Source organism: Micromonospora sp. NPDC051925 (assembly GCF_044548625.1).
In the GTDB taxonomy this organism is placed as follows: Bacteria; Actinomycetota; Actinomycetes; order Mycobacteriales; family Micromonosporaceae; genus Micromonospora.
On record NZ_JBIUCH010000020.1, the window covers coordinates 51,912 to 69,901 of the forward strand.

At 73.4% G+C, this 17,990-nt stretch carries 17 protein-coding genes; 3 read left to right on the forward strand and 14 right to left on the reverse strand.

Features of this window, described 5'->3' with window-relative positions; translation table 11 throughout:
* Nucleotides 1–5: 5 nt before the first annotated feature.
* From ACIG87_RS24890 to ACIG87_RS24910, 5 genes are all read right to left on the reverse strand, one after another.
* A complete protein-coding gene (locus tag ACIG87_RS24890; protein ID WP_396853634.1) occupies nucleotides 6–887 on the reverse strand; it encodes a potassium-transporting ATPase subunit C in 882 nt (293 codons plus the stop codon).
* A complete protein-coding gene (kdpB, locus tag ACIG87_RS24895; RefSeq protein ID WP_396853636.1) occupies nucleotides 887–3,124 on the reverse strand; it encodes a potassium-transporting ATPase subunit KdpB in 2,238 nt (745 codons plus the stop codon). The genes ACIG87_RS24890 and kdpB overlap by 1 nt, the downstream gene beginning before the upstream one ends.
* A 20-nt stretch (nucleotides 3,125–3,144) precedes the next feature.
* Nucleotides 3,145–4,800, reverse strand: a complete 1,656-nt coding sequence (gene kdpA, locus ACIG87_RS24900; protein ID WP_396853638.1) for a potassium-transporting ATPase subunit KdpA — start codon at nucleotides 4,798–4,800, stop codon at nucleotides 3,145–3,147.
* Nucleotides 4,801–4,862: 62 nt separating this feature from the next.
* Nucleotides 4,863–4,952, reverse strand: coding sequence for a K(+)-transporting ATPase subunit F (gene kdpF / locus ACIG87_RS24905; RefSeq protein ID WP_396853639.1), 90 nt, complete (start codon nucleotides 4,950–4,952; stop codon nucleotides 4,863–4,865).
* A gap of 381 nt (nucleotides 4,953–5,333) precedes the next feature.
* On the reverse strand, nucleotides 5,334–6,869 hold the full coding sequence (locus ACIG87_RS24910; RefSeq protein WP_396853641.1) for a glycosyltransferase: 1,536 nt from the start codon (nucleotides 6,867–6,869) through the stop codon (nucleotides 5,334–5,336).
* Between the two features lie 416 nt (nucleotides 6,870–7,285).
* On the opposite strand from ACIG87_RS24910, the gene ACIG87_RS24915 reads away from it, so the two are divergent.
* Nucleotides 7,286–7,714 carry an ATP-binding protein gene (locus ACIG87_RS24915; protein WP_396853642.1) on the forward strand — a complete coding sequence of 143 codons (429 nt, stop codon included), beginning with the start codon at nucleotides 7,286–7,288 and terminating at the stop codon, nucleotides 7,712–7,714.
* A 168-nt stretch (nucleotides 7,715–7,882) separates the two neighbouring features.
* Here the strand turns inward: ACIG87_RS24915 and ACIG87_RS24920 are convergent, their stop codons facing one another.
* Nucleotides 7,883–8,758 carry a DUF3152 domain-containing protein gene (locus tag ACIG87_RS24920; protein ID WP_396853644.1) on the reverse strand — a complete coding sequence of 292 codons (876 nt, stop codon included), beginning with the start codon at nucleotides 8,756–8,758 and terminating at the stop codon, nucleotides 7,883–7,885.
* A 168-nt stretch (nucleotides 8,759–8,926) separates the two neighbouring features.
* Between ACIG87_RS24920 and ACIG87_RS24925 the strand changes: the two genes are divergently transcribed.
* Nucleotides 8,927–10,183, forward strand: a complete 1,257-nt coding sequence (locus ACIG87_RS24925; RefSeq protein ID WP_396853645.1) for a DUF2786 domain-containing protein — start codon at nucleotides 8,927–8,929, stop codon at nucleotides 10,181–10,183.
* Between the two features lie 147 nt (nucleotides 10,184–10,330).
* Here the strand turns inward: ACIG87_RS24925 and ACIG87_RS24930 are convergent, their stop codons facing one another.
* The 5 genes from ACIG87_RS24930 to ACIG87_RS24950 all read right to left on the reverse strand — a co-directional run bounded on the left by ACIG87_RS24930 (nucleotide 10,331) and on the right by ACIG87_RS24950 (nucleotide 14,133).
* On the reverse strand, nucleotides 10,331–10,843 hold the full coding sequence (locus tag ACIG87_RS24930; protein ID WP_396853647.1) for a hypothetical protein: 513 nt from the start codon (nucleotides 10,841–10,843) through the stop codon (nucleotides 10,331–10,333).
* Nucleotides 10,844–11,039: 196 nt separating this feature from the next.
* Nucleotides 11,040–11,213: a CsbD family protein gene (locus ACIG87_RS24935; protein WP_396853648.1), complete on the reverse strand. Its 174-nt coding sequence runs from the start codon at nucleotides 11,211–11,213 to the stop codon at nucleotides 11,040–11,042.
* A 190-nt stretch (nucleotides 11,214–11,403) separates the two neighbouring features.
* Nucleotides 11,404–13,659 (reverse strand): heavy metal translocating P-type ATPase, encoded by a 2,256-nt coding sequence (locus ACIG87_RS24940; protein ID WP_396853650.1) that lies wholly within the window; start codon nucleotides 13,657–13,659, stop codon nucleotides 11,404–11,406.
* A 14-nt stretch (nucleotides 13,660–13,673) separates the two neighbouring features.
* Entirely contained in the window at nucleotides 13,674–13,892 is a 219-nt protein-coding gene (locus ACIG87_RS24945; RefSeq protein ID WP_396853651.1) for a hypothetical protein, read from the reverse strand.
* 34 nt (nucleotides 13,893–13,926) lie between these two features.
* Complete coding sequence (locus ACIG87_RS24950) at nucleotides 13,927–14,133, reverse strand: heavy-metal-associated domain-containing protein (RefSeq protein WP_396853652.1); 207 nt, start codon at nucleotides 14,131–14,133, stop codon at nucleotides 13,927–13,929.
* A 96-nt stretch (nucleotides 14,134–14,229) separates the two neighbouring features.
* Here ACIG87_RS24950 and ACIG87_RS24955 point away from each other — a divergent pair, with 96 nt between their 5' ends.
* Nucleotides 14,230–14,529, forward strand: coding sequence for a metal-sensitive transcriptional regulator (locus ACIG87_RS24955; protein WP_396853653.1), 300 nt, complete (start codon nucleotides 14,230–14,232; stop codon nucleotides 14,527–14,529).
* Nucleotides 14,530–14,583: 54 nt separating this feature from the next.
* On the opposite strand, the gene ACIG87_RS24960 is transcribed toward ACIG87_RS24955, so the two are convergent.
* From ACIG87_RS24960 to ACIG87_RS24970, 3 genes are all read right to left on the reverse strand, one after another.
* Nucleotides 14,584–15,222, reverse strand: coding sequence for a DUF305 domain-containing protein (locus ACIG87_RS24960; protein WP_396853655.1), 639 nt, complete (start codon nucleotides 15,220–15,222; stop codon nucleotides 14,584–14,586).
* 69 nt (nucleotides 15,223–15,291) lie between these two features.
* On the reverse strand, nucleotides 15,292–15,774 hold the full coding sequence (locus ACIG87_RS24965; protein WP_396853657.1) for a hypothetical protein: 483 nt from the start codon (nucleotides 15,772–15,774) through the stop codon (nucleotides 15,292–15,294).
* Nucleotides 15,762–17,927, reverse strand: coding sequence for a copper-translocating P-type ATPase (locus tag ACIG87_RS24970; protein ID WP_396853658.1), 2,166 nt, complete (start codon nucleotides 17,925–17,927; stop codon nucleotides 15,762–15,764). Before ACIG87_RS24970 ends, ACIG87_RS24965 begins: the two co-directional genes overlap by 13 nt.
* Between the last annotated feature and the right edge of the window lie 63 nt (nucleotides 17,928–17,990).

The window sequence follows — 17,990 nt, forward strand, 5'->3', positions numbered from 1 at the left end:
CCCGGTCAGCGGGCGGGGTACCGCTGGTCGAGGGCCAGGTTCAGCTCCAGCACGTTCACCCCCGGGGCGCCCATGAAGCCCAGTGCCCGGCCGGTGGTGTGCTCCCGGACCAGCCGCCGGACCTCCGCCGGGTCCGCGCCGCGCTCCCGCGCCACCCGGGCCACCTGGATGTCGGCGTACGCCGGGCTGATCTGCGGGTCGAGGCCGCTGCCGCTGGCGGTGACCGCGTCGGCGGGGACGGCGGGCTGCGCCGGGGCGTCCCCCCGGACCGGAGTGACCAGCCCCCCGGCGGCGACGTAGTCCTCGCCGGGCTTCGCCAACTCCACCGGCACCCCCTGCCAGGAGGGCACGAACGGGGTGGCCGGGGCGGTCTGGTTGACGCTGACCACCCGGGTGATCCGGCCGGTCAGCCCGTCGGCGCGGAACACGGCGAGCACCGCCCCCACCCCGTCCGGGGTGCAGTACGGCCGCCGCCCGTCGACGTCGTCGAGCGCGCCGACCGCCCGGCTGCGCGCGCAGACCTGGGTGAGCAGGCTCTGCGTCGTGGACTCCGGGTCGACGGCGAGGGTGTCCACCACACTCTCCGGACCGAGGTTGGACGCGGCGGTGGCGGTCGGGTCGTAGCCGTCGCCGGCCGCCGACGGGCGGGACTGGAAGTAGCGCGGGACGGGGTCGCCGTCGGCGTCGGTGAAGGACTGCCCGATCAGGGCGCTGCCGACGGTCCGGCCGTCCACGGTCAGCAGCGACCCGTCGGCCCTCGCGTCGAGGCCGGGGAGCCGTCCGGCGGCGACCAGGGCGAGGGGGTAGGCCACGCCGAGCAGCACGGTGAACACGAGCAGGGCGCGCAGGGCGGCGAGGTGTTGGGCGAGCCAGCTGGGTAGGCGCATCACGAGACCCCCGGGACGAACTGGACGAGCAGGTCGACGAGCTTGATGCCGACGAACGGCACGACGATGCCGCCGAGGCCGTAGATGAGCAGGTTGCGGCTGAGCAGCTTCGACGCGGCGGCCGGTCGGTAGCGCACGCCGCGCAGCGCCAGCGGGATGAGCGCGATGATCACCAGGGCGTTGAAGATCACCGCCGCGAGGATCGCCGACTCGGGGCTGGCCAGCCGCATCACGTTGAGCCTGTCCAGGCTCGGGTAGATGCCGGCGAACATGGCCGGGATGATCGCGAAGTACTTCGCCACGTCGTTGGCGATGCTGAAGGTGGTCAACGCGCCCCGGGTGATCAGCAGTTGCTTGCCGATCTCCACGATCTCGATCAGCTTGGTCGGATCGGAGTCCAGGTCGACCATGTTGCCGGCCTCCTTCGCGGCCGACGTGCCGGTGTTCATGGCGACGCCGACGTCCGCCTGGGCCAGGGCAGGGGCGTCGTTGGTGCCGTCCCCGGTCATCGCGACCAGCCGGCCGCCCTCCTGCTCCCGACGGATCAGGGCGAGCTTGTCCTCCGGGGTCGCCTCAGCGAGGAAGTCGTCCACGCCGGCCTCGTCGGCGATCGCCTTCGCGGTACGCGGGTTGTCCCCGGTGATCATCACGGTCCGGATGCCCATCCGGCGCATCTCGTCGAACCGCTCCCGTATCCCGGCCTTGACCACGTCCTTGAGGTGGATGACGCCGAGCGCGCGGGCCGGCTCGCCGTCGACGTGCTCGGCCACCACCAGCGGGGTGCCACCGAGCCCGCTGATCTCGTCGACCACCCGGCCGACCTGCTCGGTCGGCTGGCCGCCGTGTTCCCGTACCCAGGTCAGCACCGCCGTGGCCGCGCCCTTGCGGACCCGCCGGGTCGCGCCGGTCTCCGGCGTCAGGTCGACGCCGGACATCCGGGTCTGTGCGGTGAACGGCACGAAGGTGGCGTGCGGCATCAGCCCCGGTTCCCGCTCGCGCAGGCCGAACCCGTTCTTGGCCAGGACGACCACCGACCTGCCCTCGGGTGTCTCGTCGGCGAGGCTGGACAACTGCGCGGCGTCGGCCACCTCGGCGGCGGTGACCCCCTCGACGGCCACGAACTCGGCGGCCTGCCGGTTGCCCAGGGTGATGGTGCCGGTCTTGTCCAGCAGCAGGGTGTTGACGTCGCCCGCCGCCTCCACGGCCCGACCGCTCATCGCGAGGACGTTGCGTTGGACCAGCCGGTCCATGCCGGCGATGCCGATCGCCGACAGCAGCGCGCCGATGGTGGTCGGAATCAGGCAGACCAGCAGGGACACCAGCACCACCCCGGTCACCCCGGCGTCGGTGATCGCACCGGTGTCGGGCGCGGCGGCCTGGTATCCCTTGGCGAAGATCGCCAACGGCTGGAGGGTGACCACGGCCAGCAGGAAGACCAGGGTGAGCGCGGCGAGCAGGATGTTCAACGCGATCTCGTTCGGCGTCTTCTGCCGGTTCGCCCCCTCGACCAGGGCGATCATCCGGTCGATGAAGCTCTCCCCCGGCTTCTGGGTGATCCGTACGACGATCCGGTCCGAGAGCACCTTCGTACCGCCGGTGACCGCGCTGCGGTCGCCGCCGGACTCCCGGATCACCGGTGCCGACTCCCCGGTGATCGCGGACTCGTCGACGCTGGCGATGCCCTCGACGACGTCACCGTCGCCCGGGATGATCCCGCCGGCGCAGACCAGGACGACATCCCCCTGGCGCAGGTCCGGCGCTCCGACCGCCTCGTCGGTGTAGGTGTTGGCGGCAGCGCCCGGGGCCCAGCCCACCAGGCGGGTGGCGATGGTGTCCTGTCTGGCCTGGCGCAGGGTGGCGGCCTGCGCCTTGCCCCGGCCCTCGGCGACCGCCTCGGCGAGGTTGGCGAAGACCACGGTGAGCCAGAGCCAGCCGGTGACCGCCCAGCCGAACACCGACGGATCGGCCACCGCGAGGACGGTGGTGAAGGCCGCGCCGATCTCCACGATCAACATCACCGGGTTGCGCCACAGGGTGCGCGGGTCGAGCTTGCGCAGCGCGTCCGGCAGGGACCGGACCAGTTGCCCCGGGTCGAGCAGGCCGCCACCGGCCCGGTCGCCCCGGTTGCCGGGACTACCGAGGGCCGCGTGGCTGTCGAGGGCGGCGTGGGTGTCAGGGGTGTCGGGGGTGGCGGTGGTCGGCTGGTCGCCGCCGGTGGTCACGGACGTGGCGGACATGTTCTCGTTCCTCATGCTGGTCACAGCCCTTCGGCCAGCGGGCCGAGGGCGAGCACGGGCAGGAAGGTGAGCGCCACCAGGATCACCGTGACGCCGACGACCATCCCGACGAAGAGTGGTCGGTGGGTCGGCAGGGTGCCCTCGGAGGCGGGGGTGGGTGTCTGGCGGGCGAGCGAGCCGGCCAGGGCGAGCACGAAGATGATCGGCAGGAACCGGCCGAGCAGCATGCACAGCCCGAGCGCGGTGTTCCACCACGGGGTGTTCACCGTGATGCCGGCGAACGCCGAGCCGTTGTTGTTGCTCGCCGAGGTGAACGCGTAGAGCACCTCGGACAGTCCGTGCGGGCCGGTGTTCAACACGGTCGAGTCGTTGCCGCTGGCGAAGGCGGCGGCCGTGCCGATCAGCACCAGGGCCGGGGTGACCAGGAAGTACAGCGAGGCGAACTTGATCTCGCGGGCGCCGATCTTCTTGCCCAGGTACTCCGGGGTGCGGCCGACCATCAGACCGGCCACGAACACCGTGATCACCGCGAGGACCAGCAGGCCGTAGAGGCCGGCGCCGACGCCGCCGGGGGCGACCTCGCCGAGCATCATGTTGCCCAACGTCATCATCCCGCCCAGGGCGGTGTACGAGTCGTGGAACGAGTTCACCGCGCCGGTGGAGGTCAGCGTGGTGACCGCGCCGAAGGTCGCCGAGTTCGACACGTCGAAACGGACCTCCTTGCCCTCCAGCGCCGCGCCGACCGCCTGCGGGACGGTGCCGTGCCCGGTCAGCTCGAAGACGTTGGTCAGGGCGACGCTGCCGATCGCCAGGATGGCCATCACCGCGACGATGGCGTAGCCCTGCCGGCGCTGGCCGACCATCCGGCCGAAGACCCGGGGCAGGCTGAACGGGATCAGCAGGATCAGGAACAGCTCGATCCAGTTCGTCCAGGCCGTCGGGTTCTCGAACGGGTGGGCGCTGTTGGCGTTGTAGAAGCCACCACCGTTGGTGCCCAGTTCCTTGATCACCTCCTGGCTGGCCACCGGACCACCGGTGACGGTCTGACCGCCGCCGGTCAGGGTGGTCACGTCGGTGCCGGTGGAGAGGTTCTGCACCACGCCGCCGATCATCAGCGCGAGCGCGCCGAGCACCGCGACCGGCAGCAGGATCCGCAGGACGATCCGGACCAGGTCGACCCAGAAGTTGCCCAGCTCGCCGGTGCGGCTACGGGCGAACCCCCGGACCAGGGCCACCGCCACGGCGATGCCGACCGCCGCCGAGACGAAGTTCTGCACCGCCAGCCCGGCCATCTGCACCAGGTGGCCCATGGTCGACTCACCCGCGTACCACTGCCAGTTCGTGTTGGTCACGAACGACACGGCGGTGTTCCAGGCCCCGTGCGGGACGACCGGGTCGAAGCCCAACGACAGCCACAGGTGGTTCTGCAACCGCTGGAAGGCGTAGAGGAACAGGACCGAGACGGCGGAGAAGGCCAGCAGGCTGCGGGCGTAGACGCCCCATGACTGCTCGGTGGCCGGGTTCACCCCGACCAGTCGGAACAGCCCGCGCTCGACCCGGGAATGCCGGGTGCCGGCAACCACCCGGTACATGTGGTCACCGAACGGACGATGGACGGCGACCAGCGCCGCCACCAGGGACAACACGAAGATGACGCCGGCTGTCGTCGTACTCACGGCTGTCGTCGTACCGACGGCCGTGGCCGACGCGGTCACGGCCGTGCTCGCGGTCGCGGTCATCAGAAGCGCTCCGGGAACAGCAGCGCGACGATCATGAACACACCCAGGCCGATCGCCAGCACCAGGCCGACGGCATTGACGGCGTTCACCGCTTCTCCACGCCCCTCACCACGAGGGCGAGCACCGCGAACAGCACCACCGTCACCAGCACGAACACCACGTCAGACACGCGGACTCCCTCAACCGGAACCGAACGCCGCGACCGCCTTCCGGCCGCGCCGGGCAATCACAACGCGGTGGCGTCCGGTGGGACAGGGGCCATAACGCGACCGTGACGGCGGGGCACGGTTTCTTGACGCGTTCTTCACGCCGGACACCGGACCGGTGACGGCGGTCACGGCGTCACGGCGCGCAGGTGGGCGGACGCAGTGATCAGCCCGGCCGACGAGACCGGGGAATCGTGGGGTGCTGGTGGTCCGGTGGGTGGGCAGTGCCGGGCGGGTCACCCCGTCCGGTGGTGGCGGGAGGGATCAGCGGCGGATGGCCCGCCGGATCGACTCGGGCACCCGCCGGGCCACCGCCCGGCGCAGCCGGAAGCGCAGGCTGCCCACGTACGGCACGGCGACCGGCCGGGCGCCGTCGGTCACGCAGCGGAAGGCCACCGGGAGTGCGGCGTCCTCGGTCCAGCCGCAGCTGGTGACCCGGGCCTTCAGGTCCCAGGTGCCCTTGCTCCGGCCACCGTTGAGCGCGCCGACGTCGAGTCGGGCGATGCCGCGCTGGACCAGCCGCATCGAGTCGTCGGCCGACGGGACCAGCTCGACCGTGCCGGAGACCGGCACGAAGAACTCCTCCCGGGTGTCCCGCCGCCGGGCGATCACGTCGAGCCGGGACTGCTTGACCCGGGTCGTCGCGTCCCGCAGTTCGGTCGGGATGTCGTCCACCGGAACCACCAGCAACCGCTGCTCACCGTCGGTGGTGAGGGTGAGCGGCCGGTCGCCGAAGCACAGCTCGGCGGTGAGGGTGACGGTCAGGGTGGTGCTGTCCCGCTTGACCCGCTGCACGGTGGCCTCCGCCCGGACGGCCGCCTCCCACTGGGCGAGCCGGCGCAGATCGGCCGTACGGCCCTGCTCGATGAGCCGGGTGATGATCCGTTGCAGTGGCGGCAGCCCGGCAGCGACGCCCGGGGCGAACCTGTCCCGGATCACCCGCTGCGCCTCGCCCACCAACTGGTCCAGCCAGTCGGCAGGGGCGTCGAGCAGCCGTCGGCCGCGCAGTCGGGCGACCATCTCGTTGCGCAACCAGCGCCGGTGCAGCCGGTCCCGCAGTGGGCCGGGTTCGGTGTGCGCGTCGACGATGTCGAGCGCCTCGCGCAGGTTGACGAAGTACCCGGCCGGCTCCAGCGCGGTCGCCGTGACGTTGCCGGCGTCGACCCGCCGCTGGTGGTGGTAGCAGACGTAGTCGGCCAGTACGCAGGTGTGCCGGGACAGGAAGTAGGCCCGGGTGACCAGGACGTGGTCCTCCAGCCGCCGCTTGCCCTCCGGGAAGCGCAGGTCGTGCTCGACGAGGAAGGACCGCCGGAACAGCTTGTGCGCGGTGAGGCTGTCGATCAGGGGCGCGTTCTCCAGCGTCGCGTCGAACCGGTTGCGCCGGAACAGCTCGCGCGGCACCGAACGCCGGTGCCCGGCCATCTTGCCGACCACCAGGTCCGCGTCGTGCGCGGTCGCGCAGGCGTACAGGCGTTCCAGCGCCTCCTCGCCGAACCAGTCGTCGTCGTCGGCGAAGAAGACGTACTCGCCCCGGGCGTGCTCGACGCCGAGGTTGCGGGGCCGCGACGGCCAGCCGGAGTTGTCGATGTGCAGCACCCGGAAATGCGGGTGGGCGGCGGCCAGTTCGTCGAGCCGGGCTCCGGTCGAGTCGGTCGACCCGTCGTCGACGAACATGACCTCGAACTCGCCGGCTGGCAGCGACTGACTCAGCAACGAGGTGACGAGCTTCTCGATGTGCGGCCCGGAGTTGTACGCCGGGACCACGACGGTCACCTTGGGGGCATTCGTACTGGCGGTCATGGCTCTTCCTGAGGCGGTCCGGGAGCTGGCGCGGGGGTGCGCCCAACCGTGCGGACGGGCACCCGTCAGCGGGGCGTTCCGTCGCCGACATGGCCCGTCCAGTTTGCGGACTTTACGCGAACGCGGGCGCTGACGCAGGCCCCGAATCGGACGATCTCCTCGAGCCTCGGCGTAGCGGCGGACGGTGGCCTGCTCCCGCCTGGAACACCACCCTCGACAGTGTCCCGAACCACACTCCACCCACCCCGAACCGACGCCCACCGACCCGACGCCCACCGGCTCCGCCATGCGCCGGCTCCGACGCCCACCGACCCGGGGCGCACCGGCACGGCGGACGTCGCAGGGGTGTCACGCAACGACGAATCCCCGACAGCCCGCGCGGCATAGGAGACCACTACGCAGGGTAAACCGAGATCATGGCGCAGCTTCTCACCTCACCACCCCCGCCACAGGCCACCGAGTTGCGGCGGTGGGAGCTGGCCGATCCCGCCGGCCTACGGGCCCTGCGAGCCTCCCTGCACGAGGCCCTCACCGGTGAGCAGCTCCTCGACGGACAGCGCCTGGACGAGATCCCCGAGCTGATCGCCCTGGTCGCCACCGAACTGGCCAGCAATGCCCTCAAACACGGCATTCCACCCACGATTGTGCGGTTGCTCGCCGTCGACGACTCGCTCATCCTCGACGTGGCCGACCACGACCTCAGCACCATCCCCGAACTGGCCGACACCCGGCCGATGGGGGCCGGGGGCCGGGGACTCCAGATCGCCATGGCGGTCTCCCTGGAGGTCGGCTGGTACGCCACCGACCGCACCAAGAACATCTGGGCGTCCTTCCCCCGTCGCTGACCGCTCCGATCTCACCCGCCCTCGGCCGGACGGAGACCCGGAGGGCCACAGCGGACGCCGTCGCACGGCCGGCCAACGCTGAGGCGACATGGCGGTCTCCCGGAGAGAGAACACCGCCGTACCGACCCAGCTCAGTTGGCGAACGCCGGCCGGTGGTCCGGGGTCGACTCAGTCGCCGGCCGGGACCGGATCGTCGTACTCGCCGGGCGGGCCGGTGAACAGGGCGCCACCCGCCATCGGCCAGGCGTTCGGCCGGCAGCCGTGCAGGCCGAGGGTCTGCTGCTGCATCACCGGCGCCGGCCCGCCCGCCGCCGGGCACCGTTCGTGACCCCGCCCCAGCCGGTGCCCCACCTCGTGGTTCAGCACGTACGACCGGTAGGTGCCGAGGTCACCCCGGAAGTCCGGTACGCCGCGCGCCCAGCGGGCCACATTGATCACCACCCGGTCGCCGTTGCGGCAGGAGGTGTACCGGTCCGAGGTGTCCCCGCACAGCTCGCTTCGGGTGACCGGGGTGGTCAACAGGACGGTGAAGTCGGCCGCGGCGTCGGCACCGACCCGTTGCAGCCGCCACCGGCCGTCGGCGGTCCAGCCCCGGCGATCGGCGAGCACCACCGCCACGTCCCGACCGAACCGCTCCGGGTCGACGTCGTCGATGCCGCCCTCCACCGCCACCCGGTAGCGCAGCAGTTGGCCGCCCCGTCCGGCGACCGCACCCTGGGCGGTCGCCGTCCGCCAGGTGCCGGTTCCCCGTTGCGGGTAGCGCAGCACCGGCGCGGTGGGCGCGGCGGAGGCGAGCGGGACCGGTGCCGCCGCCCGGGGCGACGCCGGTGGCACCGCGGCGGCGGCTGGTGGGACCGGTCTCCGCCGTACGTCGCCGACGAGAGCGCCCAGGTCGACGCCCTGCCGCTGGGCCACCACGGCACCCCCGGCGGCCAACCCGGCCAGGACCAGCACCGCCGTCAGGACGCCGGCCGGGGTCACGCCCCGGCGTCGCCCCCGGTGCCGACCCCGATCGACGGACTCGCTCATCGTCAGGGTGCTCACCGTTCGCCTCCCCGTCCACCTCGGTCCACTCCGGGCAGGAGTACGGGCGCGGGACGCGTACGGATGAGTGCCCGGGTGGGCAATCCGGGTCCGGGTACCGTTGCCGGGCAGACACTCCCGACGATCCGGACACTACCCGGCCGTCGACCCCCCGAGGAAGGACCAACCGTGCCGGACGCCGACGCCCTCATCACCGCCGCGGTCGCGGCGGTGCGCGGCACCGACGTACGCGACGCGGAGCGGAAGCTGGACCTGCTGGTGGTCGGCAGTGCGGACGGCCTGGGCACCGCCGATGCCACCGCCGGCCCTCCGTCGGTGGACGCCGCGCTGCTCGGCCGGTTGGTTGCCGCCCTGCACCGGCTCTGGCCACGCGGCTGGCAGCCGACCGACGTGGCCCGGATCGTGGCCCGCCGACTCGGCGCACGCCCCGGCCGACTGGCCACCGACGCCCTCGCCGCCGGCCGGGCGACCCAGTCCGGCCCGGTGCCGCAGTGGTGGGACGACCAACTGGCCGGCCTGGAGGCCCGGGTCCGTTGGGCCGACGACGCCGGTTGGCTGAGCGACTGGGCAGCCCGGGAGGGTACGGACCGGATCACCGCGCTGCGCGACGCGATCGAGGTGTTGGCACTGCTGACCGGCCTGCCGCCGGTCGCGGTGCTCCGCCCACCGCCCGGCGGCTCCGGCGGTCCGACCGCGAGCGGGCCGAGCGGGCCGAGCGGATCCCGCGTCCTCGACCGGGTACGGGCGTTGCTGGCCAAGGCGGAGTCCACCACCTTCCCGGCCGAGGCGGAGGCGTTCACCGGCAAGGCACAGGAGCTGATCGCCCGGCACAGCCTGGAACGGGCGCTGGTCGAGGCGACCGCCGCCCACCCGGACCGGCCCGGTGGCGTCCGGATCAGCACCGACGCCCCGTACGCGGGCGCGAAGGCGCTGCTGGTGCAGGAGGTGGCGGCGGCGAACCGGTGCGAGTCGGTCTGGTCGGACGACCTCGGCTTCGCCACCGTGCTCGGCTTCCCCGCCGATCTGGAGGCCGTCGAACTGCTGCACACCTCACTGCTGGTGCAGGCCACCGCCGCGATGCTGCGCGGACGCCGGGAACGCCGGGGCGGCGGCCGACGCACGAAGGCGTACGACGAGGCGTTTCTGCACGCCTTCGCCCGGCGCATCGGCGAGCGGCTGCGGGCCGCGACCGACGAGGCGAACCGGCAGGCGACGGAGGCCGCCGGGCCGGACCGGCTGCTGCCGGTGCTCGCCGCCCGCTCCGGCGCGGTACGCGAGCGGATGGACACCCTCTTCCCCGGTGTCACCCGGGCCCGGCTGACCGTGCGGGACACCGAGGGCTGGCAGTCCGGCACCTCCGCCGCGGACCACGCCTCGCTGGCCGCCGCCGCCCCGCCGGCCCGCCCGCTGCCCGGCCGCCGCTGACCACGCCGGGACGGCCGGGCCGGAGAGGACAGCTGGGCCGGAGAGGACAGCTGGGCCGGAGAGCCTCGGGCCGGAGAGGACCGGCCGGACGATGCCGGGACCGGCACGGGGTCGGGACGGAGATCGCTCAGCAGGCCCCGGACCGCCTCAGACGTGGCAGTCGCGGGTGAGCCGGGGCGGGATGTCGACGAAGTCGCTGCCCATCCAGCTCGCCGGGCTCTTCGCCGCCGCCCCGTCCTCGATCCGCGCGGCGGTCTCGTTGACCAGCTTCTTGATCCGGGCGTCCCGGGCCCGGCGGGCCTGCTCGCGGACGTCGTCGGCGAGCCGGTTCAGCCGCCCCTTGAGCTTGTCGTTGAGCTGCTCGGGGGTGAGTTCCTGACGGGTGGCGTCGGTCGAGTCGGCGACGATCTGCCGGCTGCCGTCGATGATCAGTTGGTCGACGGCGCGACAGACCTGTGCGGTGTTCGCGGCGCTGCCCGCGGTCGGGGTGGCGGTGGCGGTGGTCGTCACCGCGTCGGGTGTGGGCTCCTCGGCGGGAGCGCCGGTGACGCTGGCCGGCGGGCTGGGCGCGGCCTCGGTGTCGTTCCCGCCGTCCGAGCAGCCCGCGGCGAGGACGGTGAGGACGGTGAGCGTGAGCACGGTGGCGGAGCTGCGGTGCATCGACTTCCCCGTTCGGTGTGTCGGCCGTACCGCGAACACGATGCCGCACGACCCGGCTGGAAATCGAATCGGCGTGCGGTGCGCTGCACCGCGGAATCGCTGCACCGCGGAATCGCTGCACCGCGGAATCGCTGCACCCCCGACGCGCGCCACGCCGGGCCGACGAGCGTCGGTCCGGCGTGACGAGTGGCGCGGTTCAGCTCTTGAAAGCGTCCTTGACCTTCTCGGCGGCCTGCTTGAGGCTGGACTTGGCCTGGTCGTTGCGACCCTCGGCCTCCAGGCGCTCGTTGTCGGTCGCCCGACCCACGCCTTCCTTGACCTTGCCGGCGGCGTTCTCGGTCGTGTTGCCGATCTTATCGTCGAACCCCATGGGAGCCTCCTGAATGAGCAGTTCCTCCGACCCCCATCTGTTACCCCCACCCCCAACCCGCAAAACACCCCACCCCGCCGCTTCCCCGGGTTGACCAAGAGGTTTGTGTCACCAGCGACCGGCCCGGTGACGCAAACCTCTTGATCAACGCCGATGCCCACGGGAGGGGGACGTGCTGAGGGGTGGGAGGTCAGGGGGCGGACCGGAAGCGGCGTAGGCGCAGGCTGTTGGCGACCACGAAGACCGATGAGAACGCCATCGCCGCGCCGGCGATCATCGGGTTGAGCAAGCCGGCGGCGGCCAGCGGCAGGGCAGCCACGTTGTAGGCGAACGCCCAGAACAGGTTGCCCTTGATCACGGCGAGCGTGCGCCGGGAGAGCCGGATCGCGTCCACCGCGGCGGTCAGGTCACCCCGGACCAGGGTCAGGTCGGACGCCTCGATCGCCACGTCGGTGCCGGTGCCCATGGCCAGCCCCAGGTCGGCCTGGGCCAGGGCGGGGGCGTCGTTGATCCCGTCACCGACCATGGCGACCGTACGCCCCTGCGCCTGGAGCCGCCGGACCACGTCGACCTTGTCGGCCGGCAGCACCTCGGCGGTCACCTGGTCGATACCGACCTCGGCCGCCACCGCCCGCGCGACGGTGGCATTGTCCCCGGTGAGCAGCACCGGGGTGAGGCCCAGGTCACGCAGCCCGGCGATCGCCGCCCGGCTGGTGGGCCGGACCACGTCGGCGACCGCGAGGACGCCCCGGGCCCGCCCGGCCCAGCCCGCCACCACCGCCGTACGACCGGCGGCCTCCGCCTCGGTCACCGCCCGGACGACCTCCCCGGGTACGTCCAGACCCCGCTCACGGAGCAGTCTCGGCCGCCCGACGACGAGCTCGCGGCCGTCGACGGTGCCGGTGACGCCCAGCCCTTCGGTGGCGGCGAACCCGGTGACCGGCGGCAGTTCGCCGGCCTCGGCCGCGCCGGCCGCGATGGCACGGGCGATCGGGTGCTCCGAGCCGGCCTCCAGCGCCCCGGCGAGCCGGAGCAGCTCGGCCCGGTCCTGCCCCTCGGCCGGGCGGACGTCGACCAGGGTCATCCGGCCGGTGGTGACCGTGCCGGTCTTGTCCAGCACCACCGTGTCGACCTGCCGGGTGGACTCCAGCACCTCCGGCCCCTTGATCAGGATGCCGAGCTGGGCGCCCCGACCGGTACCGACCAGCAGCGCGGTCGGGGTGGCCAGGCCGAGCGCGCACGGGCAGGCGATGATCAGCACGGCCACCGCAGCGGTGAAGGCGGCGGTCGGACCGGCCCCGCTGCCCAGCCACCAGCCGAGCGTGCCGACGGCCAGCGCGATGACGATCGGCACGAACACCCCGGAGATCCGGTCGGCCAGCCGCTGCACGGCCGCCTTGCCGGTCTGCGCCGCCTCCACCAGCTTCGCCATCTGGGCGAGCTGGGTGTCCGCGCCGACCCGGGTGGCGGTGACTTCGAGCCGGCCGCCCGCGTTCACGGTGGCACCGGCCACCACGTCGCCGGGTCCGACCTCGACCGGCACCGACTCGCCGGTGAGCATGCTGGCGTCGACCGCCGAGGTGCCCTCCTCGATCCGCCCGTCGGTGGCGATCTTCTCGCCCGGTCGGACCACGAACCGGTCGCCCACCACGAGCCGGTCGACCGGGATCCGGGTCTCCACGCCGCCGCGCAGCACGGCGACGTCGCGGGCGCCGAGCTCCAGCAGGGCGCGCAGGGCCGCCCCGGCGGTCCGCTTGGACCGGGCCTCGAAGTAGCGGCCGGCCAGGAGGAACACGGTCACCCCGGCGGCGGTCTCCAGGTAGATGTTGCCGGCGCCACCGGTACGGGTGATGTCCAGCCGGAACGGGTGGGTCATCCCGGGCATCCCGGCGTCGCCGAGGAAGAGCGCCCAGAGCGACCAGCCGAACGCGGCGAGGGTGCCGAGCGAGACGAGGGTGTCCATGGTCGCCGCGCCGTGCCGCAGGTTGGTCCAGGCGGCCCGGTGGAACGGCAGCCCGCCGTACGCCACCACCGGGGCGGCCAGGGTCAGCGACAGCCACTGCCAGTAGGTGAACTGCCAGGCCGGCACCATCGCCAGGACGATCACCGGCACGGTCAGCAGGGCGGACACCCGCAGCCGGGTACGCAGGCCGTGCAGTTCGTCCACCGGCTCACCGGCCGGTTCCGCCCCGGCGGGGACGGGCGGCGGCGGTACGACGGCGGTGTAGCCGGTCTTCTCGACGGTGGCGATCAGGTCGCCCGGGGTGATCTCGCCGACGTACCGGACGGTGGCCTTCTCGGTGGCGTAGTTGACGCTCGCCTCGACGCCGTCCATCCGGTTGAGCTTCTTCTCGATCCGGGCGGCACAGGACGCGCAGGTCATCCCGCCGATGGCGAGTTCGATCAGGTGGGGGGCGGTGGGCAGGGTCTTCGTGGTCGGGGTCATCGCGGCACCTCCGGTCAGCCGTGGGTGTGACCGGGGCCGCCGGTCACGGTCGACGTCGGGTCGGCAGCGGGTTCGGGGACGTCGCCGGTGGTGGGGTCCGGGGCGTCAGCGGGGTCGTGCCGGGTCTCGGCAGCCGGGGTGTCGGGGCCGGCCAATTGGCCGGCCCCGTACGCCGCGCCGAACACCACCGCGAGGCCGAGGGCGAAGCCGCTCAGCTTGGTCGCCGTGTTCATCGGTCACCTCGGTTTCCGACGGGCCGGTGGCCCGTCACGCCTCGACGAGGGCATAGCCGGCCTCGTCGACGGCGGCACGCACGGCCTCGGTGTCCAGCGGGCCGTCGCTGGTGACGGTGACCCCGCCGGAGGCCAGGTCCACCTGGACGTCGGTGACGCCGTCGAGCGCGCCCACCTCGCCGCTCACCGCGCTGACGCAGTGCCCGCAGGTCATGCCCTTCACCTGGTAATTCGTGATCATGAAGCTCTCCCTCCCGGTTTCTCCCACCATACCCCCCAGGGGTACGGTGCCCGGCGACCGTAGCATACCCCCCGGGGGTACGCTATCGTTGTCGCCATGACCACACCGAGCACCCCGGTCCGGGGCTACACCGCCAGCAAGGATCAACTGCTCGCGCGGCTGCGCCGCGTGGAGGGGCAGGTCCGGGGCATCGAGAAGATGGTCGACGACGACCGGTACTGCATCGACGTGCTCACCCAGATCTCCGCCGTCCAGGCCGCCCTGGACAAGGTCGCCCTCGGCCTGCTCGACGGCCACGCCCGGCACTGCATGCGCGAAGGGGCCGCCGGGGGCCGGGCCGACGAGATGTCCGCCGAGATGATGGCCGCCGTCGGCCGCCTGCTGAAGCGCGGCTGACCCCGCCCCGGCCGACCTCAGGTCGGCCGGGGCGGCAGGACCCGTGGGTACGGGTCAGCGACGGGCGAGGATCCTCCTCATGAGGTCGATCTCGCTCTGCTGGCTGGTGACGATCTGCTGCGCCATGGCCCTGGCCCCGGCGTCACGGCCGTCGGCCAACTCCTCCCTGGCCATGGTGATCGCTCCCTCGTGATGGGCGATCATCATGGTCAGGAACTGCCGGTCGAACTCCCGACCGGCCGCGCCTTCCAGCCTGACCAGGTCGGCGTCGGACATCATGCCCGGCATGCCGTGGTCCATCCCGGGCGGCTGACCGCCGGCCGGGCTGCCGGACGGGACGGGCCGCCCCCACGCGGTGAGCCAGCCGGTCATGGTGGCGATCTCCGGGGCCTGGGCGGCCCTGATCCGCTCGGCCAACTGCTTGACCTCGGGATCGTCGGCCCGGCTCCCGGCCAGCTCGGACATCCGTACCGCCTGCTGGTGGTGCGGGATCATCATCTGGGCGAACATCACGTCGGCCGAGTCGGCCGCAGCGGCGGAGCCGCCCGCCGAGACGGCCCCGGCCGGCGCACCGCCGTGACCGCCGTGACCGCCGTCGGTGGAGTGGTCGCCGCCGCAGGCGGCCAGGGCGAACGCGGCGGTGAGGCCGACGCCGGCCAGGGCGGCACGGCGCGCGAGAGTACGAGTGGACACGAGCAGACCTTTCGGTGGACGGGACGTACGCGACGGACGGTGGACGCGGCGAAACCGCGCCGGGGCGTCCTATCTGCGCAGTACCGACACCGAGGCGAGCCGGAGCCCGAACGGGCGGGGTGGCGGGGCACGCGGCTCCCGGGGCCGGGACGGCGGACGGGCCACCGCGGCCGGTCTGGTCCGTACGACGAGGAGCAGCACCAGCAGCGCCACGGTGAGCGCGCCCAGCACCGCCAGGCAGACGCTCCAGGCCGTCGCCGGCATCTCGGACGGCCGGTCGGGCAACGCCGCCCGGCAGCCGTTCCCGCACCCCCCGACGGCCAGGGCCACCTCCGTCACGCGCCACACGTCACCGGGCATTTCCGCCGCCAGCATGCCGGCGGACGCCCGGTGCGGGCGCTCCGCCGAGGTGCCGTGGCCGGCGGGGTGACCGCCGTCGAGGTGCGCACCGTGGCCGAGGGTGTGCATCGCGGACAGCCCCAGCAGGGTGCCGGCGAGCAGCAGCAACCGCAGCCACCGCCCGGTCGTCGTCACCGTCCTCACCCGCCGCACGACTCCACGCTAGCCGCCCCGGCCGGTCGGCGGGCCGGGACGGGTGGGTCACCGACGCCGAGGCGTACCCGGCGCAGAAGTTGGGCGTTGAGCGCCACCACGATGGTGGAGGCCGACATCAGGATCGCGCCGACCGCCGGGCTGAGCGTGATCCCCGCCCCGGCCAGCGCCCCGGCGGCGAGCGGCAACGCCACCACGTTGTAACCGGCCGCCCAGGCCAGGTTCTGGAGCATCTTGCGGTACGCCGCCCGGGAGAGCCGGAGCACCCCGGCCACCCCACGCGGGTCGGACGAGGCGAGCACCACCCCGGCCGACTCGATCGCCACGTCGGTGCCGGCACCGATGGCGATGCCGACGTCGGCCCGGGCCAGGGCCGGGGCGTCGTTCACCCCGTCACCGACCATCGCCACCCGCAGACCCCGCCGTTGCAACCCCGTCACCTGCTGGTCCTTGTCCGCCGGGAGCACCTCAGCGAACACCTCGTCCACGCCGGGCCGGAAGCCCAGTTCGGCGGCGACCGCCTCGGCCACCGGTCGGGCGTCCCCGGTGATCATCGCGATGGTCCGGACGCCCTCGGCGCGTAGCGCGTCGATCGCCGCACGCGCCTCCGGACGCACCTGGTCGGCGAGGGCGAGCAGGCCGACGACGGTGTCGGGCAGCCGGACCAGGTGCAGCACCGCCGCGCCGCGTCCGGCCCACCGGGCCGCCGCCGTCGCCAGTTCGGGCGGCAGGTCCCGGCCCAGCTCGCCCAGCAGCGCCGGACCGCCGACGGCGTACTGCGTACCGTCGATCTCGGCGCGGACGCCGCGGCCAGGCAACGAGCGGAACCCGGTGGCCGGGACCGCCCCACCCCGGTCGGCGGCGGCCGACCCGATCGCGCGGGCCAGCGGGTGTTCGCTGTCCGCCTCGACGCCGGCCGCGAGCCGCAGCACGTCGTCCTCGGTGCTGCCGGACGCGGCGGCCACCCCGACCAGCGCGTGCTCACCCCGGGTGAGGGTGCCGGTCTTGTCGAAGAGCACGACGTCGACGGTCCGCATCCGTTCCAGCGCCAGGCGGTCCCGCACCAGCACCCCGCCGCGGGCCGCGAGCGCGGTGGAGAGCGCGATCACCAGCGGGATCGCCAGCCCCAACGCGTGCGGGCAGGCGATCACCAGCACGGTGACGGCACGCACCACCGCCTGGTCCGGCTCACCGAGCGCGGTCCAGACCAGCGCGGTCAGCACGGCGGTACCGGTGGCGACGTAGAAGAGCCAACCGGCGAAGCGGTCGGCGAGCGCCTGCGCCCGCCCACCGGACTGCTGGGCCTGGGCCACCAGGCGTTGGATGCCGGCCAGCGTGGTGGCCTCACCGACCGCCTCGACCCGGACCCGGATCGGTTGGTCGGTGGCGACGGTGCCGGCCACCACCCGGTCGCCGGTCGCGCGGGCCACCGGCCGGGACTCGCCGGTGACCATCGACTCGTCCAGTTCGGCGACGCCGGCCACGATCCGCCCGTCGGCGGGCACCCGGCCGCCGGGGCGGACCAGCACCACGTCGTCCTCGCGCAACCCGGTCACCGGCACCCGCTCGGCGGCACCGTCCGGGCCGACCCGCTCGGCGTCGTCGGGAAGCAGCGCGGCCAGCGCGGCGAGTGCCCCCCGGGCCTGGCCGATCGCCTTCGTCTCCTGCCAGTGCCCGAGCAGCATGATGGTCACCAACGCCGCCAACTCCCACCAGAAGTCCAGGTCGAAGGTGCCGAGGAAGGTCAGGACCGAGGCGGTGTACGCGACGCTGACCGCCATCGCGATCAACAGCATCATGCCGGGCGTACGGTCCCGTACCTCCCGTACGGCACCCACCAGGAACGGCCAGCCACCCCACCAGAAGACCACCGAACCGAGCACCGGCCCGACCAGGGACCGGCCGGGGAACTCCAGCGAGTAGCCGAACCAGTCCAGCACCATCCGGCTGGTCGCCACCACCGGCAGCGTCAGCGCCAGGCAGACCAGGAAGCGACGCCGGAACATCTCCGGATCGTGCCCGGCATGCCCCGCGTGCCCGCCCTGCCCGGCGTGCCCCGTGTACCCGGCATGCCCGCCCTGCCCGGCATGCCCCGCGTGCCCGGCGTGCGGATCGGCTGCCGGACCCGTGCGGGCTGGCCGGTGCTGGTCCATGCCTCCACCCTCTTCCTTCGGCGTGCTGCGGGCACGGTGAACCGCGCGGGAGGACCGGGACGG